We start from the raw sequence: 24,874 nt of genomic DNA on the forward strand, positions 1-24,874 counted from the left end.
GGGCGGACTAAAAGACGAGAAACCAGGGACCTAGTCGGGGAAACATGATCGGTCGCCTCAACCATGTCGGCGTGGCCACGCCGTCCATCGACGAGAGCGTGAAGCTCTATCGCGACCTGCTGGGCGCGACCCGCATCGGCGAGAAGTTCGCCCTGCCGGAGCAGGGCGTGTGGGTCTGCTTCGTCGACCTGCCGAACAGCCAGATCGAGCTGATCGAGCCGCACGGCGACGCCTCGCCCCTGCTGGGCTTCCTGGCCAAGAACCCCAAGGGCGGCCAGCACCACGTCTGCTTCGAGGTCGAGGACATCATCGCCGCCCGCGACGCCATGCGCGCCAAGGGCGCCACGGTCCTGGGCACCGGCGAGCCGCGCATCGGCGCGCACGGCACCCCGGTCATCTTCCTGCACCCGAAGGACATGGGCGGCGTGCTGGTCGAGCTGATGGAAACCCCGAAGGACGCGCACTGATGGGACCGTTCACCCTCGTCGCCATCTACCTGGTCGTCTGGTGGACCGTGCTGTTCGCCGTCCTGCCGCTCGGCACCAAGACCCACGCGGAGATGGGCATCGACCTGAAGGACGGCGGCGACCCCGGCGCCCCGGTCAATCCCAACCTGAAGCGCAAGTTCATCACCACCACCTGGGTCTCCGCCATCGTGTGGCTGGTGGTCATGGCGGTGATCTGGTCGGGCGTCATCCCGATGCCGAGCGCTCCGCCGGTCTGAGGCTACGAAGTCCTCGCCCTTCGACAGGCTCAGGGTGAGGACTTCGACTGACGGCTGGGTGGCCCCCATCCTGAGCTTGTCGAAGGACGAGGGGCGGGCCCTCCGCGAGAACGACGTCGTTGCCTTTGCTGCATTGCAGCGGCTAATTGGACGCTTCCTCGTTTTCGCTCCCCCGGATTCTCAGCCCATGCGCCTGTCGCGCTATTTCCTGCCCGTTCTCAAGGAAACGCCCTCCGAGGCGCAGATCGTCTCGCACCGCCTGATGCTGCGGGCCGGCATGATCCGCCAGGAGGCCGCCGGCATCTACGCCTGGCTGCCGCTGGGCTTCCGGGTGCTGAAGAAGATCGAGCAGATCGTGCGCGAGGAGCAGGAGCGCGCCGGCGCGGTCGAACTGCTGATGCCGACCCTTCAGCTGGCCGACCTGTGGCGCGAGAGCGGCCGTTACGACGACTACGGCCAGGAGATGCTGCGCATCACCGACCGCCACGAGCGCGAGATGCTCTACGGCCCGACGAACGAGGAGATGATCACCGAGATCTTCCGCTCGTACGTCCGCAGCTACCGCGACCTGCCGAAGAACCTGTTCCACATCCAGTGGAAGTTCCGCGACGAGCAGCGCCCGCGCTTCGGCGTGATGCGCGGCCGCGAGTTCCTGATGAAGGACGCCTACTCCTTCGATCTGGACGAGGCGAACGCGCGCAAGGCCTACAACCGCATGTTCGTGGCCTATCTGAACACCTTCGCCCGCATGGGCCTGAAGGCGGTGCCGATGCGCGCCGACACCGGCCCGATCGGCGGCGACCTCAGCCACGAGTTCATCATCCTGGCCGACACCGGCGAGAGCCAGGTGTTCTGCCACAAGGACCTGGTCGACATGCCCGCGCCCGGTCCGAACGTGGACTGGGACGACCTGCAGGCGGTCGTCGACCAGCGCACGGCGCTCTACGCGGCGACCGAAGAGATGCACGATCAGGCCAGGTTCGAGGCCGAAGCGCCTGAAGGCGCTCGCCTTTCGGCCCGCGGCATCGAGGTCGGCCACATCTTCTACTTCGGCGAGAAGTACTCCAAGCCGATGAAGGCCGTGGTCGCCGGCCCCGACGGCGTCGAGCGCCCGGTGCACATGGGCTCCTACGGCGTGGGCGTGTCGCGCCTGATCGGCGCCATCATCGAGGCCAGCCACGACGAGAACGGCATCGTCTGGCCGGACCAGGTCGCGCCCTTCAAGGTCGGCCTGATCAACATGCGCCACGGCGACGAGGCGGTCGGCGCCGCCTGCGAGCAGGCCTATGCGGCCCTCACCAAGGCCGGCGTCGACGTGCTTTACGACGATCGCGACGAGCGCGCGGGCGGCAAGTTCGCCACCATGGACCTGATCGGCCTGCCCTGGCAGCTGATCATCGGGCCCAAGGGCCTGGCCGAAGGCGTGGTCGAGCTGAAGCGTCGCGCGACCGGCGAGCGCGAGACCTTGCCGTTGGAAGCCGCGCTGACCAAGTTGACGGCCGCTTGAGTCCTCTTTCGGGGGGAAGCGCGTTAAGAGAGCTCCATGGCTGAGCTGCAAGCTGCAAGACCCTTTTCCGCCTGGGAGCGGAACCTGGCGTTCCGCTACCTGCGCGCCAAGCGCAAGGAAGGCGGCGTCGCGCTGATCTCGATCATCTCCTTCGTCGGCATCACGCTGGCGGTGGCGGTGCTGATCATCGTGATGTCGGTGATGAACGGCTTCCGGGCCGACCTGTTGGGCCGCATGCTCGGCTTCAACGGCCACGCCTTCATCCAGGGCGCGCCGCTGACCGCGCCGGACCGCGAGGCCATGGTCGAGCGCCTGCGCGCCGTGCCCGGCGTGGTCCAGGTCGCGCCGCTGGTCGAGAACCAGGCCATCATCCTGGGCTCCGGCCAGGTGCAGGGCGCGCTGGTGCGCGGCGTCAGCCGCCGCACCCTGAACGAGACCAAGCTGGTCTCCACCAACATCCGCGCCGGCTCCAAGGACGGCTTCGGCGAAGGCGAGTACGGCGGCGACGTCGTCCTGCTGGGCGAAGTGCTGGCCATGAACCTGGGCCTGCGGCCCGGCGACCCGGTGACCATGATCTCGCCGTCGGGCGGTTCGACCGCTTTCGGCGCGGCGCCGCTGCGCAAGACCTTCCTGCTGGGCGGCACCTTCAACGTGGGCATGTCGCAGTTCGACGCGCTCTACGCCTACATGCCGCTGGAGCAGGCTCAGCTGTTCTTCGGCAAGGAAGGGCTCTGGGACGCGGTCGAGATCACCGTCCAGAACCCCGACCAGATCGACAAGCTTAAACCCGCCATCATCCAGGCGGCGGGGCCGGGGGCGCTGTTCACCGACTGGCGCGACCGCAATCGCGAGTTCTTCGACGCCCTGCAGGTCGAGCGCACGGTCATGCGCCTGATCCTGATGTTCATCGTGCTGATCGCGGCCATGAACATCATCTCGGGCCTGGTCATGCTGGTGAAGAACAAGAGCCGCGACATCGCCATCCTGCGCACCATGGGGGCCAGCCAGAGCGCGGTGCTGCGGATCTTCTTCATGGCCGGGGCCTCGATCGGCCTGGCCGGGACCTTCGCGGGCATCACGCTCGGCGTGCTGTTCTGCATCTTCATCGGCCCCATCCAGAGGTTCGTGGAATGGGCCACCGGCACGCGGGTGTTCGACCCGTCGATCTATTTCCTGGCCCAGATCCCCGCCAAGGTGGAGTGGTCGGAGGTCGCCTTCGTGGCCCTGTGGTCGATGCTGGCAGCCTGCCTGGCGACCCTGCCGCCGGCCTGGCGGGCGTCGAAACTCGATCCGGTGGAGGCGCTCCGCTATGAGTGAGCGTCCCGTTCTTTCGATCCGCGGCCTGCGCCGCACCTATGTCACCGGCGCCGGCCGGCTCGAGGTGCTGAAGGGTTGTGACCTGGACGTCCGTCCGGGTGAAGTGGTCGGCCTGATCGGCCCCTCCGGCTCGGGCAAGTCGTCCCTGCTGCACGCCGCCGGCTTGCTCGAGCACCCGGACGCCGGGACCATCACCATCGACGGCCAGAACTGCTCGGACCTGTCCGAGCGCCAGCGCACCCGCCTGCGCCTGGCCGAGATCGGTTTCGTCTACCAATTCCACCACTTGCTGCCGGAATTCACCGCGGTGGAGAACGTCGGCCTGCCGCTGCGTATCGCCGGCCGGCCGCGCGCCGAGTCCGAGGCGCGGGGGCGGGAGCTGCTGATCACGCTGGGCCTGGCGGAGCGGCTGGAGCACCAGCCCTCGCAGATGTCCGGCGGCGAGCAGCAGCGCGTGGCCATCGCCCGGGCGCTCGCCAACAGGCCGCGCCTGCTGCTGGCCGACGAGCCGACCGGCAACCTCGACCCGAACAACTCCCGCGCCGTGTTCCAGGCCCTGCACGACCTGGTCCGCCAGCAGGGCGTCGCCGCCCTGGTCGCCACCCACAACATGGAGCTGGCCGGCTACATGGACCGGGTGTTCGCGCTCAAGGACGGCCACCTGGAAGAGCGCCCGGCCGAGAGCCACGCCTACTGAGCGTCCGTCTACGGTTCGTCGCACCCGGATTGAAAAACGTCGGTCTTCAAACTAACCCTTGCTGAAAAGGGACGGGGAAGACCATGCGCAATCTGTTGGCTACGACCGCTCTGGCGGCGCTTCTGCTCGCGAGCGGCGCTGCGGCGCAGACGCCGTCGGCCGAGCTGGCCAAGCCGCCGGCGGACGCCGAACGCTTCGTCATCATGTCGCCGGGCGGTCGCCACGGCGAGGTCCTGTACTGGACCGCGGCCGACGGCGCGCTGATGGCCCGCATGAACCTGCTGCTGCGCGGGCAGGCCTGGGACGAGGAAGAGACGGTGCGGCTGGGGGCCGACGGAGCCATCGCCGACTACCGGCTGCGCGGCTCCAGCCCGCAGGGCGACGTCGCCGAGACCTTCAGCGTCGCGAACGGCCGCGCGGTGTGGAAGTCGCCGATCGACTCCGGCTCGTCCGCCTACACCGGTCCGGCCTTCTACCTGCCGGCGGGGATCTCGCTGCGGGGCAGCAACCTGCCGATCGAACGGCTGGTGTCCGGCGGCGCCGACGTCGCCCTCTTGCCGGGCGGCAAGGCGCACGCCGAAAAGCTGACGACCGCGACGGTCGGTACCGGGGCGAACGCCCAGACCGTCACCGCCTGGTCGATCACCGGCATCAGCGGGACGCCGTTCGCGGTGTGGACCGACGCCAAGGGCGAGGTGTTCGCCAACATCGGCGGGCTGAGCATCATCCGCGCCGGTTTCGAAGGCGATCAGCCGGCGCTGGAGAAGGCGCAGGACGCGGCCCTGGCGAAAAAGTCGCCGGAGCTGGCGCGCACCCTGGTCGAGACGCCGGCCGCTCCGGTGGCCTTCTACGACGTGCGCGCCTTCGTCGACGGCAAGCGCTTCGCCGAGCACCAGACCGTGGTCGTCGACAAGGGCAAGATCGTCGCCGTCGGCCCGGTCGGCAAGGTGAAGTTCCCCAAGGCGTCGCGGATCGTCGACGGCAAGGGCATGACCCTGACGCCGGGCCTGTGGGACGCCCACATGCACGTCGGCGACGACTACACCGGTCCGTCCGAGCTCTCGCTGGGCGTCACCTCGGTGCGCGACCCGGGCAACAACGACGCCCTGACCCAGGCGCGCCGTGAACGCCGCGCCGCCGGCGAGTTGCTGTCCCCTCACGTCTATTCGTCGTCGTTGATCGACGGGAAGGGCCCCAACACCGCCCAGATCGCCAACGTCGCCACCACCCGCGAGGAGGCGATCCAGCAGGTCGACGCCGCCAAGGCCAAGGGCCAGGTGGGCGTGAAATTCTACGGCACCTTCGATCCGTCCTGGGTCGCCCCGGCCGCCGCCGAGGCGCACAAGCTGGGCCTGCACGTCCACGGCCACGTGCCGGCCGGCATGCGCCCGGGCGAGGCGATCGCCGCCGGCTACGACGAGGTCACCCACATCTACTTCGTGGCCATGCAGGCCATGCCCGACGACGTGGTGAACCACTCCAACGGGATCCAGCGCTTCCAGGGCGTGGGCCGCTACGCCAAGGACATGGACCTGAACGCCGAGCCGATGAAGTCGCTGATCGCCGACATGGCCAAGCGAGGCACGGCGGTCGACCCGACCCTGGTGGTGGCCGAGAGCCTGTTCGTGCCGGAGAACGGCGACCTGTCGCCGTCCTACGCGCCTTATGTGGGCACCCTGCCGCCGACCGTGGAGCGCGGCTTCCGCCAGGGCGGCTTCGCGCCGGCCGACGGGACCACCCGCGCCGACTTCCGCGCCAGCTTCAAGAAGCTGGTCGAGCTGGTCGGGGTCATGCACAAGGCCGGCGTGCCGATCGTGGCCGGCACCGACGGTTCGGGCCTGGAGCTGGTGCGCGAGCTGGAGCTCTACGTCGAGGCCGGCTTCACCCCGGCCGAGGCCCTGGCGGCGGCGACCTCCGTGCCGGCCCGCCTGGTCGGCGCCGACAAGCACACCGGCACGATCGCCGTGGGCATGGACGCCGACCTGGTGCTGGTCGACGGCGACCCGTCCAAGACCATCGGGGACCTGCGCCACACGCGCCTGGTCATGATGGACGGCAAGCTCATGGAAGCCGACAAGCTGCGCGCGGCGGTCGGCGTCCAGGGCCGGCCGGCCTTCGACGCGGCGGAGTAAGGAAACGGCGGCTGAAGGCGCTCAGGCCCAGCCCAGCGCCTTCAGCTCCGCCAGCCGGCGGCGTGCGACCGGGACCTCGAGTCCGGTGTCCAGGCGCAGCACGCCGGAGCGCCCGCGCCGCTCGGAGGCGACGACGGCGGCGCGCGCCACCCACCAGGAGCGGTGCACCTGCGCGCCGTCCACGGCCGCCAGCTCCGCCACCGCGTCGGCCATGCGCATCAGCACCAGGGTGTCCCCGCGACGGGTGAAGACCCGCACGTAGTGGTCCTCCATGCCCAGCGCGATCACCTCCCGCCCCAGCCGGGCGGGCAGGCGCTCGAGCAGGCGTGCGCCGGCGGCCGGCTCGACGGACGCCTCGGTCTCGGGGGCGGGCGCCGGGGTTTCGGTCGGCTCGACGTCGGCGGCCAGACTCCGGCCGGCCAGGAACCACATCAGGCTCCAGCCCAGCGCGCCGATCGGCAGGGCCTGGGCGTAGGTCTGCAGGAAGGCGAGGTCGTCCGGCCACGGACGGGCGAGATCGATGGTCGGCCCCAGCCACCACAGCCAGAAGGTCATGGGGACCGTCCCAACCAGCACCGCCGCCGCCCAGCCGACGGCTTCGCTCCGGCCCAGTCGCACGGCCACGCCCGCGCCCAGCCGGATCAACGGCCGCTGCAGGACGTAGCCCGCCAGCACGGTGCGCGACCAGTAGAGCAGCCGCTCCGGCCAGGGGCCGGTCACGAACAGGCCGAAGGCGCCGATCATGGCCAGCACGACGGCGACGCCCAGCAAGGCGCCCAGCTCGCGGGCGACGCCGCGCGGGCTCAAGTTCGCGCGCAGTCCCGCCGACGCTTCGTGAACGGGCCTCATCGACGTCACCGGTTCCTCCTGCGAACGCCGCCGGTCCGGCGACGCATCTCCGCTCGCGGGCGGCGTTCCGGCCGGCTTCATCCGGCGCACGCGACCCGCAAACCGAGGTTCCTTATGTCGAGATTCGTCTGGCTGGCGCTCGCCTTCGCCTGCGCCGCCTTCACGGTCGGAAACACGACCGTGCCGATCGCCGCCTGGCTGGCGCCGGTGTTCATGCTCCGCTTCACGCGAAGCTCGGCGCCCCTGCCGGGGCTCGCCCTGGGCGCGGTGACGTTCATCGCGGGGCAGGACGTAGCCTGGCGCGGCGCGCTGGTCTTCCAGGGGCTGATCTACCACGCGGTGGTCGCGGCCATCGGCCTGCTGTTCTTCCTGCCGGTGGTGGCGGACCGGCTGATCGCGCCGCGTCTGAAGGGCTTCGCCTCGACCCTGGTGTTCCCCTTGGCGCTGGTCGCCGTCGAGTTCGCCTGGTCGAGCGCCGGGCTCGGCACGTGGGGCCTGGCTGCTTACTCGCAGTGGGGCGCGCTCCCACTGCTGCAGGTGCTGTCGGTCACGGGCCTATGGGGCGTGAGCTTCCTGGTCGGCTGGGCGGCGTCGACGGCGAACGTCGTCTGGGCGCGCGGCTGGGCCGATCCGGCCGCCCGCCGTGCGGGGCTCGTCGTCGCCGGCGTGGTCGCGGCGGTGCTGGCGGCGGGTGGGCTTCGGCTGGCGCTGGACCCGCCGAAGGGGCCGACCGTGCGCGTGGCCGGCGTGGTCGCCGAGAACCTCGACGTGTTCATGGGCGCCTGGGCGCCGCTCGCCCAGGGACGCAAGCTGACGCCGGAGATGGCGGACAAGGCGCGGCCGGCGACTCAGGAGCTGCAGCAGCGGCTGCTGGAGCGCAGCCGCGAAGAGGCGAGGGCGGGGGCCAGGATCGTCGTCTGGTCCGAGGCCAACGCGCTGGTCTTCAAGGACGACGAATCGGCCTTCGTGGCGCAGGGCCGCCGGCTGGCCCGGGAGGAGGGCGTCTACCTGTTCATGGCTATGGCGACGATCACGCCCGGCGAACGGCTGGCCCGGAACAAGGTGGTCGCGATCGACCCGACCGGGGAGGTGCGCTCCAGCTATCTGAAGAGCCACCCGACCCCGGCGGAAGCGTCCGTGCCCGGCGACGGCGTCGTGGAGGTGATGGACACCCCCTACGGCCGGCTGGCCTGGGCCATCTGCTACGACTTCGACTACCAGGCTCTGATCCGCCAGGCCGGGCGCGCCGGCGCCGACATCCTGCTGAACCCGTCCTGGGACAGCCGCGGCATGGATCCGATGCACACCCACATGGCGGGCCTCCGAGCCATCGAGAACGGCGCCTCGATGTTCCGGGTGACCAACGACGGCCTGAGCCAGGCGGTCGACGCCCAGGCGCGCGTGCTGGCCGCCATGGACGACTACGCGAGCAAGGACGGGGTGAAGGCGATGGTCGCCGACCTGCCGGTTCGCGGCGCGGTCACCCCCTATGCGCGCTTCGGCGACTGGCTGGCCTGGGCGTGCGTCGCCGGGGCGGGGCAGGGCACGCTCGCCGGCAGCCGCGGCCGCGGCCGTCGGCTGAGGCGCCTGGGCCGAAGGTCGGCGTCAGTCGACGATGTCGATCACCGCGCCGACCGAGCCGCCGATCAGGGCCCCGGTTCCGGCGTTGCCCGACAGGCTGCCGATCCCGGCGCCCACGACCGCGCCGGTGGCGGTGGCGCAGCCGGTCAGGACGAGGGCTGCGGCGGCGAGGGCGGTCGCGAGTCTTCTCATCGCGGTCTCCTGCGGCTTCACTCGGCCAGCCGGGGCTTGGCCATCTGGGCCCAGATCACCGACAGCACCGGCTTGTCGAGCTGGTCGGGGTGGGCCTTGTACCAGGCGTCGACGGTCTGGATGGCGGCGTCGACGGTGAAGCCGTCGAGGCCCTTCTGGGCGCGCTGCGAGAAGGTGTCGGTCTGCCCGGGGTCGTGCTTGGCGTCGTAGCGGGCGCCGACCGAGATCATGTTCGACACGCCGGCCAGGTAGGCGCGGCGCACCTCGGGCGAGGAACGCTGCCAGTCGCGGCCGTCGGCCAGCCGTGTGTTCGCGGGCGATTGCGCTTGCGCGGCGATGGGAAGCGCCAGGGCGCCCGCGACGACGAGGGCGCCGATCGTCCGAAGCGTCGCCATGGTCTGCTCCTTCCGTGCGCGCCTGAAACTCCGCGCGCGCCGATCCGGGCGTCAGGGCCGCGCCGGAGGCCGACCGGAATTACTGCTGAGGGAGAGGGAAGGGCGCAGGCGATTCGCGGCGCTTGCAATGAGAACAAAACCGGAATAGAGAACAAACCAGAAACGGTGAAGCCGGGGGAAAAATTCCATGGTTGTTCGTGCGGTTCGTGAAACGCTGGCGCTTGCTTCCGTGTCCGCCTTCGTTTGGATGGTGTGGTCGGTGACGCACCTGGTGGCGTGAGTCGTTCCCGACGCTTAAGTCGGGGATGACATGAGCGGCGAAGGCTTCGTCCATCTGCGGGTTCGGTCCGCCTATTCGTTGCTGGAAGGCGCGATCAAGGCGGACAAGGTGGGCGCTCTGGCCGCCGCCGACGGGCAGCCGGCCGTCGCGATAGCGGACCGCGCCAACATGTTCGGCGCGCTGGAGTTCTCCCAGACCGCCAAAGATTCCGGGGTGCAGCCGATCATCGCTTGCGCCCTGCCGGTCTCCGGCATCGGCGACAAGCCCGGCGAGCGTTGGGCCCGCACCCCCACGGTGGTGCTGCTGGTCCAGAACGAGACCGGCTATCTCAACCTCACCGCCCTGTCCTCGGCCGCCTACCTCGAGGTGGGCCCGATGGACGAGCCGCACGTGCCCTGGAGCCGGGTGGTGGAGCGCTCCGAGGGGCTGATCCTGCTGTCCGGCGGCCCGGACGGCCCGGTCGACCACCTGTTCGCCTCCGGCAAGAAGGACGAGGCCGAGCGGGCGCTCCAGGCCATGCACGAGGCCTTCGGCGACCGCTTCTACGTCGAGCTGCAACGCCACGACCGGCCGGCCGAGCACGCCGCCGAGCCCGGCCTGGTGGGCTGGGCCTACGACCACGACGTGCCGCTGGTCGCCACCAACGACGTCTATTTCGGCAAGAAGGACATGTACGCCGCGCACGAGGCGCTGTTGTGCATTTCCGACGGCGCCTTCATGGGCCAGGACGACCGCCGTCGCGTCACCGCCGAGCACTGGTTCAAGCCGGCCGCGGAGATGCGCACGACCTTCGCCGACCTGCCGGAGGCCTGCGACAACACCCTGGAGATCGCCCGGCGCTGCGCGTTCCTGGTCAAGAAGCGCGACCCGATCCTGCCCAGCTTCGGCACCGGCGCGGGCCGCTCCGAGCCCGAGGAACTGGCCTGGCAGGCCAAGGAAGGCCTGAAGGCGCGCCTGGCGGTGACGCCGATGTCGGCGCCGGAGGAAGATTACTGGGCCCGCCTCGAGCGCGAGGTCGGGATCATCCAGAAGATGGGGTTCTCCGGCTACTTCCTGATCGTGTCGGACTTCATCAAGTGGGGTAAGGCGCACGGCATCCCGGTGGGGCCGGGGCGCGGTTCGGGCGCCGGTTCGCTGGTCGCCTGGGCGCTGACCATCACTGATCTCGATCCGCTGCGCTTCGGCCTGCTGTTCGAGCGCTTCCTGAACCCCGAACGGGTCTCCATGCCCGACTTCGACATCGACTTCTGCCAGGAGCGGCGGGAGGAGGTGATCGGCTACGTTCAGGAGAAGTACGGGCGCGACCGCGTGGCCCAGATCATCACCTTCGGCACCCTGCAGGCCCGCGCCGTGCTGCGCGACGTCGGCCGCGTGCTGCAGATGCCGCTGGGCCAGGTCGACCGTCTGTCCAAGATGGTGCCGAACAACCCGGCCAATCCGGTGACCCTGGCCCAGGCCATCGAGCTGGAGCCCCGGCTGAAGGAAGCCCGGCGCGACGACCCGGCGGTCGAGAAGCTGCTTGAGACGGCGCTCCGCCTGGAAGGCCTCTACCGCAACGCCTCGACCCACGCGGCCGGCGTGGTGATCGGCGACCGCCCGCTGGTCGAGCTGGTGCCGCTCTACCAGGATCCGCGCTCCGAGCTGCCGGCCACCCAGTTCAACATGAAGTGGGTCGAGTCCGCGGGCCTGGTGAAGTTCGACTTCCTGGGCCTGAAGACCCTGACCGTGCTCGACCGCGCGGCCAAGTTCCTGGAGAAGCGCGGCGCGGGCGTGGACCTGTCGCAGCTGCCGTTCGACGACGAGAAGACCTACGAGCTGCTGGCCTCGGGCCAGACGATCGGGGTGTTCCAGCTCGAAAGCCAGGGCATGCGCGACACCCTGCGCAAGATGCGCTGCGGCTCGATCGAGGAGATCACCGCGCTGATCTCGCTCTATCGGCCGGGGCCGATGGACAACATCGACACCTTCGTCGACTGCAAGTTCGGCCGTAAGCCGATGGACACCCTGCACCCCTCGCTGGAGCCGGTGCTGAAGGAGACCTACGGCGTCATCGTCTACCAGGAACAGGTGATGCAGATCGCCCAGATCCTGGCCGGCTACAGCCTCGGCGAAGCCGACCTGCTGCGCCGGGCGATGGGTAAGAAGAAAAAGGAGGAGATGGACTTCCAGAAGGCCCGGTTCGTGTCCGGCGCCAAGGAAAAGGGAGTCCCCGAGTCCCAGTCGGACTCGATCTTCGAACTGGTGGCCAAGTTCGCCGGCTACGGCTTCAACAAGTCGCACGCCGCCGCCTACGCCCTGATCTCGTACCAAACCGGCTGGCTGAAGGCGAACCACCCGGTCGAGTTCCTGGCCGCGTCGATGAGCCTGGATATCGCCAACACCGACAAGCTGGCGGTGTTCTACCAGGACGCCAAACGCTTCGGCGTGAAGGTGCGCGCGCCCGACGTGAACGTCTCCATGGCCGATTTCGACGTGGAGAACGGCGAAATCCTCTACGCCCTGGGCGCGATCCGCAACGTCGGTCTGGAGGCGATGAAGCACCTGGTCGAGGTGCGCAAGGAAGGCGGGCCGTTCCGCGACATCTTCGATTTCCTGGAGCGCATCGACCCCAAGGCGGTGAACAAGCGCGCCATCGAAAACCTGGCCCGCGCCGGCGCCTTCGACAGCATCCACCCGGACCGCGCCCAGATCGTCCAGGCCGCCGACCGGCTGATCGCCTACGCCCAGAGCGTGGCGGCCGAGCGCGCCTCGTCCCAGGTCAGCCTGTTCGGCCAGGGCGGCGAGGCCACGCGCCCGCGCCTGCCCAAGAGCGAGCCCTGGATCGGCCCGCAGCGGCTCGACGAGGAGCTGTCGGCCGTCGGCTTCTACCTGTCCGGCCACCCGCTGGAGGACATGGTCGATCTGCTGCGCCGCCGGCGCACCACCCTGGCGGCCGAGGCCCAGGCCCTGGCCGAGGAGGGGCAGGAAGCCTTCCGCATGTGCGGCGTCGTACGCCGCCGCCAGGAGCGCGCTTCGGCCCGCACCGGCGAGAAGTTCGCCTTCGTCACCCTGTCGGACCCCACCGGCGAGTACGAGGTGATGTTCCCGCCGGAGAGCCTGCGCCGCTGCCGCGACGTGCTGGAGACCGGCGCCTCCATCATTCTGAAGGTCCGCGCCAAGGCCGCCGAAGGCGAGGTGCGCTTCTTCGGCGACGAGGCCGAGCCGATCTCGAAGGCCGTCGAGCAGGCGGCCGGGGGCCTGCGCGTCCACGTCTCGCCTCGCTCGGCCGAGGTCGAGGCCCTGAAGAAGCGGCTTGAGGCCGGGGCGACCCAGAAGGGCGGGGGCGAGATCGTGCTGATCGCGGCCCTGGACGGCGCCCACGAGATCGAGCTGCGCCTGCCGGGCCGCTACCGGCTGGACGCCTCGCTGCGCGGCGCACTGAAGACCGCGCCGGGCGTGCTCATGCTGGAGGACGCGTAGGGGCGACGAAGGCCTCGTCCTTCGACAAGCTCAGGATGAGGATTTGGACTGCTTTCGCTCGCAGCTTTGTGGGTGAGCGGCTGAAGGAACCCTCACCCTGAGCTTGTCGAAGGGTAGGGCGGTCCCGCGTTCCGGCGTTTTCCCTTGATTTCCGGCGCGTTCGCGTCTACGTGCGCCCCCATCTCACACGCAGACAGCGGCGGTGCGGGCTTTTCGCCCTCACCACCCGTTCCGAGGCCTGAGGGCTTTCACGTCTGCGGAGGCGCATCGGAAGAAGGAGAAATTTCATGGCGCTTCCCGAATTCAGCATGCGTAGCCTGCTCGAAGCCGGCGCTCACTTCGGCCACCAGACCCACCGGTGGAACCCGAAGATGGAGCGCTACATCTTCGGCAGCCGCGCCAACATCCACATCATCGACCTGTCGCAGACCATCCCGCTGCTGCACCAGGCCCTGGTGAAGGTTCGCGAAGTCGCCGCCGGCGGCGGCCGCGTCCTGTTCGTCGGCACCAAGCGCCAGGCGTCCGATCCGGTCGCCCAGGCCGCCAAGCGCTGCGCCCAGTACTACGTCAACCACCGCTGGCTCGGCGGCACCCTGACCAACTGGCGCACCATCTCCGGCTCGATCGCGCGTCTGCGCGAACTGGAGCAGGTGATGGCCAGCCCGGAAGGCCGTTCCAAGAAGGAACTGCTGATGCTGACCCGCGAGCGCGACAAGCTCGAGCTGTCGCTGGGCGGCATCAAGGACATGGGCGGCATCCCGGACCTGATGTTCGTGATCGACACCAACAAGGAGTCGATCGCCATCCAGGAAGCCCGCAAGCTGGGCATCCCGGTCATCGCCATCCTGGACACCAACTCCGATCCGGACGGCATCAGCTTCCCGGTCCCGGGCAACGACGACGCCGCGCGCGCCATCCAGACCTACTGCGACCTGGTCGCCGACACGGTCCTGGACGGCCTGGCCGCCGGCCAAGCCGCCATGGGCGTGGACCTGGGCGCCGCCGAGCGTCCGTCCGAGCCGGCCCTGCGCGCGGCTCCGGTCGCCGCTCCGGCTGAGCCCGCCCCGGCTGCCGCCGAAGCCGCCCCGGCGGCCGAAGCCGCTCCGGAAGCGGCTGCGACCGAAGAGCAGGCGAACGGCTGATTTCAGCCGACGTCATCCGATTGAGACGCGGCCGGGTTACCTGCCCGGCCGCTCACCCTTGACGAACTGGAGGACCCCATGGCGGAAATCACTGCCGCTCTGGTGAAGGACCTGCGCGAAAAGTCCGGCGCGGGCATGATGGACTGCAAGAAGGCGCTGACCGAGAACAACGGCGACCTGGACGCCGCCATCGACTGGCTGCGCACGAAGGGCCTGTCCAAGGCCGCCAAGAAGGCTGACCGCGTCGCCGCCGAAGGCCTGGTGGCCATGGCCGTGACCGACAACGGCGCCGGCGAAACCGCCTCGGCCGTCGAAGTGAACGCCGAGACCGACTTCGTGTCGCGCAACGAGCTGTTCCAGAACGCCGCCCGCGCGATCGCCAAGGCGTCGCTGGGCGTCGACGGCGTGGACGCGATCAACGCGGCCAAGGTCGAGAGCGGCGAGACCGTTCAGGAGCTGCTGACCAACCTGATCGCCAACATCGGCGAGAACATGATGGTCCGTCGTTCGGCCAAGTTCTCCGTGCCGGCCGGCGTGGTCGCCTCGTACGTCCACAACGCCACCGCCCCGGACCTGGGCCGGATCGGCGTGCTGGTGGCCGTCGAGTCGACCGCCGACAAGGCCAAGCTGCGCGAGCTGGGCCGCAAGATCGCCATGCACGTCGCCGCCACCGCCCCGCTGTCGCTGTCGTCCGACGACCTGGACCCGGCGGCCGTCGAGCGCGAGCGCGCCGTGCTGACCGAGAAGGCCCGCGAAGAGGGCCGTCCGGAAGCGATGATCGCCAAGATCGTCGAAGGTCAGATCAACAAGTTCCAGAAGGAAGTGGTGCTCCTGAAGCAGCCCTTCGTCATGAACCCGGATCAGACCGTCGAGCAGCTCGTCGCCGACACCGGCAAGGAGCTGGGCGCGCCGATCAAGATCACCGGCTTCGTGCGTCTCGCCCTCGGCGAAGGCGTGGAAAAGAAGACCGAGGACTTCGCCGCCGAAGTCGCCGCCGTCACCGGCGGCTGATCGCTCGACAAAAAGTGCGTATGAAGAAGGGCGCGCGCGGCTGACGGCCGGCGCGCCCTTCGGCTATCTTGCGCCCCGATTCCCGTCCCCTCGTTCTCAGCTTCCGGCAGGTCGCCCCATGTCCACGCCCGCTCGCTCGCCGCGCTACCGCAAGATCCTGCTCAAGGTGTCCGGCGAGGTGCTGATGGGCGACCAGGGCTTCGGCATCGACATGAAAACGGTCGACGCCGTGGCCCAGGAAGTGGCCGAGGTGGTCCGCCACGGCGTGGAGCTGTGCCTGGTGATCGGCGGCGGCAACATCTTCCGCGGCCTGTCGACCGCCGCGCGCGGCATGGAGCGGGCCAGCGCCGACTACATGGGCATGCTGGCCACCGTCATGAACGCGCTGGCCATGCAGAACGCGCTGGAGCGCATCGGCGTGGAGACCCGCGTGCAGTCGGCCATCCCGATGGACACGGTGTGCGAGCCCTACATCCGCCGGCGCGCCGCGCGCCACCTGGAGAAGGGGCGGGTGGTGATCTTCGCCGCCGGCACGGGCAACCCGTTCTTCACCACCGACACCGCCGCGGCCCTGCGCGCCGCCGAGATGGGCTGCGACGCCCTGTTCAAGGGCACCAGCGTGGACGGCGTCTACACCGCCGACCCGAAGAAAGACCCCTCGGCCCAGCGGTTCGAGCGGCTGAGCTATCTTGAGGTTCTCGCCAAGGACCTTAAGGTCATGGACGCGTCGGCGATCAGCCTGATGCGCGAAAACGGCATTCCCATCGTCGTGTTCTCGATCCGGGAACGCGGCGCCCTTCTCGACGTGCTGACCGGCCATGGCGTTCATACGGTGATCGCCGAAGACCGGCTCGAGCGCGAGTGAGGCTAGACAAGACCGATGACCAAACCTGACCTGAAATCCTTCCAGACCCGCATGGACAAGGCGGTCGCCGCGCTCAAGGAAGAGTTCGGCGGCCTGCGCACCGGGCGCGCCTCGGCCAGCCTGCTGGACCCGATCATGGTGGACGCCTACGGCTCGCACATGCCGATCAACCAGGTGGCCGCCGTCAGCGTCCCTGAGCCGCGCATGATCACCGTCAGCGTCTGGGACAAGGGCATGGTCACGGCGGTGGACAAGGCGATCCGCTCGGCCGGCATCGGCCTGAACCCGGTCGTCGAGGGCACCACCCTGCGCGTGCCGATTCCGCCGCTGACCGAAGAGCGCCGCAAGGACCTGGCCAAGCTCGCCGGCAAGTACGCCGAGCAGCAGCGCATCGCCGTGCGCAACGTGCGCCGCGACGCCATGGACGAGCTCAAAAAGGCTGAGAAGGACGCTCACATCAGCCAGGACGAGCAGAAGAAAATGGGCGACGAGGTGCAGGGCTTCACCGACGCGGCCATCAAGCGCATCGACGAGGCCTTGAAAGTCAAAGAACAAGAGATCATGCAGGTTTGACGGCGCGTTCCCGCCGTACTGCGTGAAGGAGAGGGACGCGCCATGGCGCCTGCCTCCGGCCAATCCGTCCCCGCCTCCGAGGCCGCCCTCGGTCCGCGGCACGTCGCCGTCATCATGGACGGCAACGGCCGCTGGGCGAAGGCGCGCGGCCTGCCGCGCACGCTCGGCCACCGCGCCGGGGTGAACGCGCTCAAGCGCACGGTCGAGGCCGCGCCCAAGCTCGGCATCGAGTGCCTGACCGTGTTCGGCTTCTCGACCGAGAACTGGCGCCGGCCCGTGGCCGAAGTGTCTGAGCTGATGGGCCTGGTGCGGGCCTACGTCGAAAGCGACCTGGAGCGGCTGACCCGCGAGGGCGTGCGCCTGCGCATCCTGGGTCGGCGCGAGGGCCTTCCGGCCGACATCGCCGCCGTGGTCGAGCGCGCCGAGGCGCGCACCGCGAACAACGACCGCTTCCTGCTGCAGGTGGCGTTCAACTACGGCGCGCGCGCCGACGTGGTGGACGCCGCCCGACGCTTCGCCCAGGCCGTGAAGAACGGCGAGCAGGAGCCGGATCAGTTGGACGAATCCACCTTCGGCAGCCTGCTCTGCACCGCCGGCGGCCCGCCGCTGGACGTGCTGGTGCGCACCAGCGGCGAGCGGCGCATTTCGAACTTCCTGCTGTGGGAGGCGGCCTACGCCGAACTGGTGTTCCAGGACGTGCTGTGGCCCGACTACGGCGTCGAACACCTGCAGCAGGCCGTGAACGAATTCAGGAGCCGCGAGCGGCGCTTCGGCGGGATCGGCGTGCATGACGTCCTCGCCGCAGGCTAAGCGCTTCAACTGGAACGACCTGGGCATGCGGGTGGTGTCGGCGGTGGTGCTGATCCCCGCGGCGGTGGCGGCCATCTGGATGGGCGGCTGGCTGTTCCTGCTGATGGTGTCGGTGGCCGCCTGCCTGCTGGCCTTGGAGTGGGGACAGATGAGCGAGCCGCGCACGCCGCGCCGCATCGCCGTCGCCGTCCTGCTGGGCGTGATCGCGGCGGTGTTCGCCGCCGACCTGCGCCAGTTCTCCGCCGCCTTCGTGCTCCTGGTGTTCGGCTCGGCCGCGGCGGCGCTTTACGCCCGCGCCTTGAAGGCCTCGGCCGCCGACGCGGCCTATGGCGTGCTCTACATCGGCTGGCCCTGCGTGGTGCTGGTGTGGCTTCGCCAGCAGCCGGACGGCGTGGCCTGGACGGTCCTGCTGTTCTGCGTCGCCTGGGCCGCCGACATCGCCGCCTTCGCGGTCGGCAACCTGCTGAAGGGCCCGAAGCTCTGGCCGCGATTCTCGCCCAACAAGACCTGGTCCGGTTTCGTCGGCGGTCTGTGCGCCGGCGTCGCCGCCGGGGTGGCCGCCTCTGAGTTCGCCGGGGCCGGCCTGCCGGTCGCGGCCGCGGCGGTGGTGGGCCTGGTCGGCGCGCTGGCCACCATGGCGGGCGATCTGTGGGAATCGGCCCTGAAGCGCCGCTTCGGGGTGAAGGACGCCGGCGCCCTGATTCCAGGCCATGGCGGCCTGATGGACCGGGTCGACGGCCTGATGTTCGCGGTGGTGGCGATCGCCGCCTGCCGCCTCGCTATTGTTTTCGGAGGTCTTTCGTGACCCTTCGCCGCCGCGTCAGCGTGCTGGGCTCGACCGGGTCCGTCGGGGTCTCCACCCTCGACCTGATGGATAAGGCGGAAACCGCCGGCACCGCCGCCTTCGAGGTGGAGGCGCTGGTCGCCGGCCGCAACCTGGCGCGCGTGGTCGAGCAGGCTCGCCGCTGGCGCCCCCGCGTGGTGGTGGTCGCCGACGAGACCCGCCTGGCCGACCTGCGCGACGCCCTGGCCGGCCTCGGCGTCGAGGCCGCGGCGGGCGAGGGGGCCGTGATCGACGCGGCCTCGCGTCCGGTCGACTGGGTGATGGCCGCCGTGGTCGGGGCCGCGGGCCTCAAGCCCACCTGGGCGGCCGCCCGCACCGGCGCGGTGATCGCATTGGCCAACAAGGAGAGCCTGGTCTGCTGCGGGCCGGCCCTGCTGGCGACCGCGCGCGCGGCCGGCGGCTCGGTGATCCCGGTCGACTCCGAGCACTCCGCCGTCTTCCAGGTCCTGCAGCCGCCTTGCGCCGACAAGGTCGCGCGCATCGTGCTGACCGCCTCGGGCGGGCCGTTCCGGACCTGGGCGACCGAGCGCATGGCCGCGGTCACCCCGGAGCAGGCGGTGGCCCACCCGAACTGGAGCATGGGCGCCAAGATCTCTGTCGACTCCGCCACCATGGCCAACAAGGGCCTGGAGATGGTCGAGGCGGCCTACCTGTTCGGCCTGGGCGCCGACCGCATCGACGTGGTGGTCCACCCGCAGTCGATCGTGCACAGCCTGGTCGAATACGCCGACGGCTCGACCCTCGCCCAGCTGGGGCCGCCGGACATGCGTACGCCGATCGCCTGCGCCCTGGCCTGGCCGGACCGGCTGGCCTGGCCGGCGCCCAAGCTCGATCTGGCGGCGCTGGGCAGCCTGACCTTCGAGCCGGCCGACGAGGTGCGCTTCCCCATGCTGCGGCTTGCGCGCGCAGCCCTGCGCGAAGGCGGGGCCGCGCCTGGGGTTTTCAACGCCGCCAACGAGGTGGCGGTCCAGGCCTTCCTTGACCGTAGGATCGGCTTTCTCGATATTGCCGCCACGGTGGCTGAGACTCTCGACCGCGACTCCGGGCGCGGGTTCTCCGCGGGGGCGGACGGCGATCCTCTCGAGGTCGCGCTGGAGGTTGACCGTGCGGCGCGTCGGGCGGCCCAAGAGGCGGTCGGACGGCGGCTGGCGGCCTGAGTCGGGAGGAAGCTTCGCCCCATGCTTGAGTCCGCGGCGACCTTGGTCGTCTCCTTCGTCCTCGTCCTGACTTTGATCGTGACCGTACACGAGCTCGGCCACTTTTGGGTCGCGCGCGCGTTCGGGGTCAAAATCGACAGCTTTTCAATCGGTTTCGGCCGCGCCTTGGCGCGGTTTCGCGACCGCTCCGGGGTCGAATGGCGGATCGGCTGGCTGCCGCTGGGCGGCTACGTCAAGTTTGCGGGCGACGTGAACGCCGCCAGCGTGCCGGACGCCGAAGACCTCGCTGCGCTGAAGCAGGAGATCGAGGCGGAGGAGGGGCCCGGCGCATGGAAGAACTACTTCCATTTCAAGCCGTTGTGGCAGCGAGCGCTGGTGGTCGTCGCAGGTCCGGTCTCTAACTTCCTGTTGGCGATCGTGATTTTCGCGTCCCTGGCCCTCGCGTTCGGCCAGCAGCAGGTGCTGCGCCCGGTCGTGGACGAGGTCACGGCCGGCTCCGCGGCCGCCAAGGCGGGCTTCCTGCCGGGCGATCTGATCCGTAAGGTCAACGGCCGAAGCATCGACGATTACAGGGATTTGCAGGTCCAGATCCTGCTGCGCCGGGGCGAAACGGTGCGCTTCGACGTCGAGCGGGCCGGGCGGCCCCTGACCCTGCGCGCGGTCCTGGGCGAAACCCACACCGTCGATCCGGTGACCGGCGCCAAGACCGCCGGCGGCCTGCTCGGCGTGCAGGTCCGGGTCACGCCGGAGAACCTGCGCACGGTGCGCTTCAACCCGCTGACAGCGCTTCAGGCCGGTGTGAAGCAGACGTTCGAAATCCTGGACACCACCTTGGTTTACCTCAGCCGGGTGGTGACCGGGCGGGAGTCGGCCGACCAGCTGGGCGGGCCGCTGGCGATCGCGCGCACCTCCGGCCACATCGCCGGCGAAGCCGCGGCCGCCTCGCCGGATCTGCTGTCCAAGATCGGGAACGTGGGCGCCAGTCTCCTGAACTTGGCAGGCTTCCTGTCGGTCGGCATCGGCTTCATGAACCTCCTACCTGTGCCGGTTCTGGACGGCGGGCACTTGCTGTTCTACGGCTATGAAGCTGTGGCGCGACGACCGCTGGACGAACGAATCCAGGCGGCGGGCTACCGTCTCGGTCTTGCTTTGCTGTTAGGATTGATGTTGTTCGTCACCTGGAACGATCTGAAGAAACTGCCCCTGTTTCAACAAATCGGCGGGCTCCTGTCGTGAGCCGCCGTCGCCCGATGGTCGAAACCATGTCCGACAAGCCGATTCGAAACAGTTGCCTCGTCCTCGCGTCTGGCTTGGCCATTCTCGCGGCCTCGCCGGCGATGGCGCAGGACCAGCTGCAGGGGCAGCCGGCCAATCCCGAACCCGCTCCGGCCCCCGCGCCGGAGAGCGGCGTGGTCGCGCGCATCGTCGTGCAGGGCAACGAGCGGATCGATCAGCAGACCATCCTGTCGTACCTGCCCATCCAGCCGGGCGACACGGTCGACGCCGCGCGCATCGACCTCGCGGTTAAAACTCTTTTCCGCACCGACTTGTTCGCCGACGTCGAAATTGGCCTGCAGGGCTCCGACCTGATGGTGCGGGTGGTCGAAAACCCGATCATCAACCAGGTCGTGTTCGAGGGGAACGAGAGCCTCGCCGAAGACAAGATGCGCGACGAGGTCGGCGTGCGCCCGCGCGGCATCTTCACCCGTTCGCGCGTCCAGCAGGACGTCCAGCGCATCGTCGAGCTGTATCGCCGTTCGGGCCGCATCTCGGCCACGGTGACGCCGAAGATCGTCGAGCTGCCGCAGAAGCGCGTCGATCTGATCTTCGAGATCGACGAAGGCCCGAAGACCGGCGTCCGCCGGATCAACTTCCTGGGCAATAAAGCCTTCTCAGACAACGACCTGCGCGACGTTCTGGTCACCAAGGAATCGCAGTGGTGGCGGGTGTTGTCGTCCAACACCAACTACGACCCGGACCGTCTCGAATACGACCGCGAGCAGCTGCGTAAGTTCTATACGAACCGCGGCTTCTACGATTTCCGCGTGGTCTCGGGCGTGGCCGAGCTGTCCCCGGACCGCAAGGACTTCGCCATCACCGTCACGGTGGACGAGGGTCCGAAGTACACCTTCGGCAACCTGAAGGTCGAAACCGAGAACCAGAAGCTCGAGCCGGAATTCCTCCAGGCGCTGCTGCCGATCAAGTCGGGCCAGCTGTACGAGAGCGACAAGATCGAGGACGCGGTCGACGCCCTGACCTATGCGGCGGGTTCGGCCGGCTTCGCCTTCGTCGACGTCCGCCCGCGCTACCAGCCGAACCGCGAGAAGCAGACCGTCGACGTCACCTTCCAGGTGCGCGAAGGCCCGCGCGTCTACGTCGAGCGCATCGACATCGTCGGCAACACCCGCACCATCGACCCGGTCATCCGCCGCGAGATGCAGCTGGTCGAGGGCGACGCCTACAACAAGATCCTGCTGGAGCGCTCGCGCAACGAGATCCGTCGTCTCGGCTTCTTCAAAGACGTGAAGATCGACGAGCAACCCGGCAGCGCGCCTGACAAAACCGTCATCCAGGTGCAGGTCGAGGAGCAACCGACCGGCGAACTGTCGTTCGGCGCTGGCTTCAGCTCGGTCGACCAGTTCATCTTCGACCTCGGCGTCACCGAGCGGAACTTCCGCGGCCGCGGCCAGAACCTGCGCGCCCGACTGTCGCTGGGCTCGCTGCGCCAGACCCTGGACTTCGCCTTCACCGAGCCGAAGTTCCTGGGCCGCGACCTGCGCGCGGGCGTGGACCTGTACGCCTACCGCTACGACTTCGGCGACCAGGCTTCGTTCGACACCAAGACCGCCGGCATGGGCCTGCGTCTCGGCTTCCCGATCAACAGCTACACCTACCTCGCCACGCGCTATAACCTGCGCAACGACGAGATCGTGGTCGACGACTCGCTCTGCACCGCCGCCAGCTCGTCCTCGAGCCTCTGCCAGCAGCGGGGCACCTTCCTGACCTCGCTGGTCGGCTACACGCTCAGCGTCGACCGCCGCAACGATCCGATCGCGCCGACCCGCGGCTGGTACGCCAACCTGCGCCAGGACCTCGCCGGCATCGGCGGCGACGTGAACTACCTCAAGTCCGAGGTCGAAGGCGGGATGTTCTACGGCATCCGCCCGAAGTGGGTGGTCAGCGCCCTGGGCTCGGCCGGCTACATCAGCGGCTGGTCCGGCGACAACATCCGGATCAACGACCGCTTCTTCAAGGGCGGCAACAGCTTCCGCGGCTTCGAGACCGCCGGCATCGGTCCGCGCGACACCTCCACGACCGACGCGCTCGGCGGCGATCTCTACGCCATCGGCACGCTGGAAATGGCCTTCCCGCTGCCGCTGCCGGAAGAGTACGGCATCAGCGCCGGCCTGTTCACCGAGTTCGGCACCCTGGGCATGCTGGACGACGTCTACAAGCTGAATGCGAATGGGACGCCCAACCCCTTCATCCGCGACGATTTGAGCCTGCGCGCTTCTGCCGGCCTGACCATTCGCTGGAAGTCGCCTATGGGTCCCATACAGTTCGACTTGAGCCAGATCCTGGCCCGGGAAGACTACGACAAGACGGAAACGTTCAGGTTCTCAACCTCCACGAGGTTCTAATCCCATGACGCTCAAGTTCCTCAGCGCCGCTGGCGCCCTCACCGTCCTGGCGCTGGCGTCCGGCGCTTCGGCCCAGACCGCTCCGGCGGCGGCGCCGGCCGTCTCCGGCGGCCCGGCCCTCCCGGGCGTGTGCGTCTATTCGGGCATTCGCACCATCGCGACGTCGGCGGCCGGCAAGGCGGTCGAGACGCGGATGAACCAGCTGGAGCAGGCGGTCGAGGCCGACCTGAAGTCCCAGGCCACCGCGCTGGACACCGAAGCCAAGGCGCTTCAGGCCCAGCAGGCCACCCAGGCCAACGACCCGGCCTTCCAGCAGCGCGTCTTCAGCTTCAACCAGAAGAAGGCGCAGTTCGAACGCAAGTTGCAGATCCGCAACAAGGAGCTCGAGGTCACGAAGGCCAAGGCGGTGGAGCGGATCGCCAAGGAAGCCCAGCCGCTGGTGCAGCAGGCCTACACCGAGCGTAACTGCAGCCTGATGATCGACCGCAGCGCGGTGCTGGCCGGCAACGCCCAGATGGACGTGACCGACCTGGTCATCTCCAAGCTGAACGCCAAGCTGCCGCCGTTCTCGTTCGAGCGTGAGAACCTGGAGCAGCAGCTGCAGCAGCAAGCCGCCGCCGCCGCCCCGAAGCCGGCCGCCCCGGCCGCTAAGAAGTAATCCATCCGACTGGGAGGTCGGATGCCCGATCCTCGCTTTTTCGAGAACACGGGCCCGATCTCCCTTTCGGACCTGGCTGACGCCGCCGGCGCCCGCTTCGATGCGGTGCGCGCGGCCGGCGTCGAGATCGCTCTGGCCGCTCCGCTCGTCCGCGCCGACGGGCGGAGCGTTTCGTTTTTCGCCGACCGTCGCTACCTGGACGACCTCGTCGCCACCAAGGCGGCGGCGGTGTTCGTTCCGGAAGCCTTCGCCGAGCGCGTGCCCGAGGGCTGCGTCGCCCTGGTGACGCGCGAGCCGCAGGCCGCCTGGGCGCGCGTGGCCGCCCGCCTGCATCCGGCCCGCCGGCCGGGCGCCGGCCCCGCCGTGCATCCGACCGCCGAGATCGGCGAGGGCGTCGTGCTGGCGCCCGGCGCCGTGGTCGGCGAGGGGGCCGCGATCGGCGCGGGCTCCTATGTCGGCCCCAACGCCGTGGTCGGCCCAGGCGTCCAGGTCGGGCGTGACTGCGTGATCGGCCCCAACGCTTCAGTCGGCTTCGCCCTGATCGGCGACCGCGTGCGCCTCGCCGCCGGCGTGGTGATCGGCGAGGCCGGGTTCGGCGTGGCCGGTTCGGGCGCGGGCGCGGTCGACGTGCCCCAGCTGGGCCGGGTGGTGCTCCAGGACGGGGTCAGCATCGGCGCCAACTCCTGCATCGACCGCGGCGCCTTCGACGACACCGTGGTCGGCGAGAACACCAAGATCGACAACCTGGTCCAGGTCGCCCACAACGTGGTGCTGGGCCGCAGCTGCGTGTTGGCCGCCCACACCGGCATCTCCGGCTCCGCCAAGATCGGCGACGGGGTCATGTTCGGCGGCCGGGCCGGCCTGGCCGACCACGTGACCATCGGCGCCGGGGCCCGCGTCGCGGCCGGCGGCGGGGTCATGAAGGACATCCCCGCAGGCGAGACCTGGGGCGGATATCCCGCCAAACCCATCCGACAGTTCTTGCGCGAAGCCGCCTGGATCGCCAAACAGTCCCGCGTCCGCGACGGGGGCGAGTGAGT

Annotated in this window: 20 protein-coding genes; 19 read left to right on the forward strand and 1 reads right to left on the reverse strand. The window is 69.4% G+C overall.

Going from position 1 to position 24,874, the window contains the following annotated elements; all coding sequences use genetic code 11:
• Positions 1–44: 44 nt before the first annotated feature.
• The 6 genes from mce (at position 45) to H8B08_RS03210 (ending at position 6,377) form a co-directional block, all read left to right on the forward strand.
• Positions 45–467: a methylmalonyl-CoA epimerase gene (gene mce, locus H8B08_RS03185; RefSeq protein WP_187448767.1), complete on the forward strand. Its 423-nt coding sequence runs from the start codon at positions 45–47 to the stop codon at positions 465–467.
• On the forward strand, positions 467–724 hold the full coding sequence (locus H8B08_RS03190; protein ID WP_187448768.1) for a DUF1467 family protein: 258 nt from the start codon (positions 467–469) through the stop codon (positions 722–724). The genes mce and H8B08_RS03190 overlap by 1 nt, the downstream gene beginning before the upstream one ends.
• 187 nt (positions 725–911) lie before the next feature.
• Positions 912–2,231 (forward strand): proline--tRNA ligase, encoded by a 1,320-nt coding sequence (gene proS, locus H8B08_RS03195; protein ID WP_163262854.1) that lies wholly within the window; start codon positions 912–914, stop codon positions 2,229–2,231.
• 36 nt (positions 2,232–2,267) lie between these two features.
• Positions 2,268–3,548 carry a lipoprotein-releasing ABC transporter permease subunit gene (locus H8B08_RS03200; protein ID WP_187448769.1) on the forward strand — a complete coding sequence of 427 codons (1,281 nt, stop codon included), beginning with the start codon at positions 2,268–2,270 and terminating at the stop codon, positions 3,546–3,548.
• Positions 3,541–4,245, forward strand: coding sequence for an ABC transporter ATP-binding protein (locus H8B08_RS03205; RefSeq protein WP_187448770.1), 705 nt, complete (start codon positions 3,541–3,543; stop codon positions 4,243–4,245). The genes H8B08_RS03200 and H8B08_RS03205 overlap by 8 nt, the downstream gene beginning before the upstream one ends.
• Positions 4,246–4,328: 83 nt before the next feature.
• A complete protein-coding gene (locus H8B08_RS03210) occupies positions 4,329–6,377 on the forward strand; it encodes an amidohydrolase family protein (RefSeq protein WP_187448771.1) in 2,049 nt (682 codons plus the stop codon).
• A 21-nt stretch (positions 6,378–6,398) separates the two neighbouring features.
• Here the strand turns inward: H8B08_RS03210 and H8B08_RS03215 are convergent, their stop codons facing one another.
• The gene (locus H8B08_RS03215) at positions 6,399–7,184 is read right to left on the reverse strand and encodes a LytTR family DNA-binding domain-containing protein (RefSeq protein ID WP_255500638.1); all 786 of its coding nucleotides are present in this window, start codon (positions 7,182–7,184) and stop codon (positions 6,399–6,401) included.
• Positions 7,185–7,340: 156 nt separating this feature from the next.
• Between H8B08_RS03215 and H8B08_RS03220 the strand changes: the two genes are divergently transcribed.
• From H8B08_RS03220 to lpxD, 13 genes are all read left to right on the forward strand, one after another.
• Entirely contained in the window at positions 7,341–9,209 is a 1,869-nt protein-coding gene (locus H8B08_RS03220; RefSeq protein WP_187448772.1) for a nitrilase-related carbon-nitrogen hydrolase, read from the forward strand.
• Between the two features lie 495 nt (positions 9,210–9,704).
• On the forward strand, positions 9,705–13,133 hold the full coding sequence (gene dnaE / locus H8B08_RS03225; RefSeq protein ID WP_187448773.1) for a DNA polymerase III subunit alpha: 3,429 nt from the start codon (positions 9,705–9,707) through the stop codon (positions 13,131–13,133).
• A 287-nt stretch (positions 13,134–13,420) separates the two neighbouring features.
• On the forward strand, positions 13,421–14,275 hold the full coding sequence (rpsB, locus tag H8B08_RS03230; RefSeq protein ID WP_187448774.1) for a 30S ribosomal protein S2: 855 nt from the start codon (positions 13,421–13,423) through the stop codon (positions 14,273–14,275).
• A gap of 78 nt (positions 14,276–14,353) precedes the next feature.
• On the forward strand, positions 14,354–15,286 hold the full coding sequence (gene tsf, locus H8B08_RS03235) for a translation elongation factor Ts (protein ID WP_187448775.1): 933 nt from the start codon (positions 14,354–14,356) through the stop codon (positions 15,284–15,286).
• Between the two features lie 118 nt (positions 15,287–15,404).
• Positions 15,405–16,151: a UMP kinase gene (gene pyrH, locus H8B08_RS03240; protein ID WP_187448776.1), complete on the forward strand. Its 747-nt coding sequence runs from the start codon at positions 15,405–15,407 to the stop codon at positions 16,149–16,151.
• Positions 16,152–16,166: 15 nt separating this feature from the next.
• The gene (gene frr, locus H8B08_RS03245; protein WP_187448777.1) at positions 16,167–16,724 is read left to right on the forward strand and encodes a ribosome recycling factor; all 558 of its coding nucleotides are present in this window, start codon (positions 16,167–16,169) and stop codon (positions 16,722–16,724) included.
• Between the two features lie 42 nt (positions 16,725–16,766).
• Positions 16,767–17,534 carry a polyprenyl diphosphate synthase gene (gene uppS / locus H8B08_RS03250; RefSeq protein WP_187448778.1) on the forward strand — a complete coding sequence of 256 codons (768 nt, stop codon included), beginning with the start codon at positions 16,767–16,769 and terminating at the stop codon, positions 17,532–17,534.
• Positions 17,512–18,339, forward strand: a complete 828-nt coding sequence (locus tag H8B08_RS03255) for a phosphatidate cytidylyltransferase (RefSeq protein ID WP_187448779.1) — start codon at positions 17,512–17,514, stop codon at positions 18,337–18,339. Before uppS ends, H8B08_RS03255 begins: the two co-directional genes overlap by 23 nt.
• A complete protein-coding gene (gene dxr, locus H8B08_RS03260; RefSeq protein WP_187448780.1) occupies positions 18,336–19,535 on the forward strand; it encodes a 1-deoxy-D-xylulose-5-phosphate reductoisomerase in 1,200 nt (399 codons plus the stop codon). Before H8B08_RS03255 ends, dxr begins: the two co-directional genes overlap by 4 nt.
• Before the next feature lie 21 nt (positions 19,536–19,556).
• Entirely contained in the window at positions 19,557–20,771 is a 1,215-nt protein-coding gene (locus H8B08_RS03265) for an RIP metalloprotease (RefSeq protein ID WP_187448781.1), read from the forward strand.
• 14 nt (positions 20,772–20,785) lie between these two features.
• Positions 20,786–23,176 (forward strand): outer membrane protein assembly factor BamA, encoded by a 2,391-nt coding sequence (gene bamA, locus H8B08_RS03270; RefSeq protein WP_370545391.1) that lies wholly within the window; start codon positions 20,786–20,788, stop codon positions 23,174–23,176.
• Between the two features lie 4 nt (positions 23,177–23,180).
• Positions 23,181–23,834 carry an OmpH family outer membrane protein gene (locus H8B08_RS03275; protein ID WP_187448782.1) on the forward strand — a complete coding sequence of 218 codons (654 nt, stop codon included), beginning with the start codon at positions 23,181–23,183 and terminating at the stop codon, positions 23,832–23,834.
• 21 nt (positions 23,835–23,855) lie between these two features.
• Positions 23,856–24,872 carry a UDP-3-O-(3-hydroxymyristoyl)glucosamine N-acyltransferase gene (gene lpxD / locus H8B08_RS03280; protein WP_187448783.1) on the forward strand — a complete coding sequence of 339 codons (1,017 nt, stop codon included), beginning with the start codon at positions 23,856–23,858 and terminating at the stop codon, positions 24,870–24,872.
• Positions 24,873–24,874 lie beyond the last annotated feature (2 nt).

This window comes from Caulobacter sp. 17J80-11 (genome assembly GCF_014349105.1).
GTDB lineage: Bacteria > Pseudomonadota > Alphaproteobacteria > Caulobacterales > Caulobacteraceae > 17J80-11.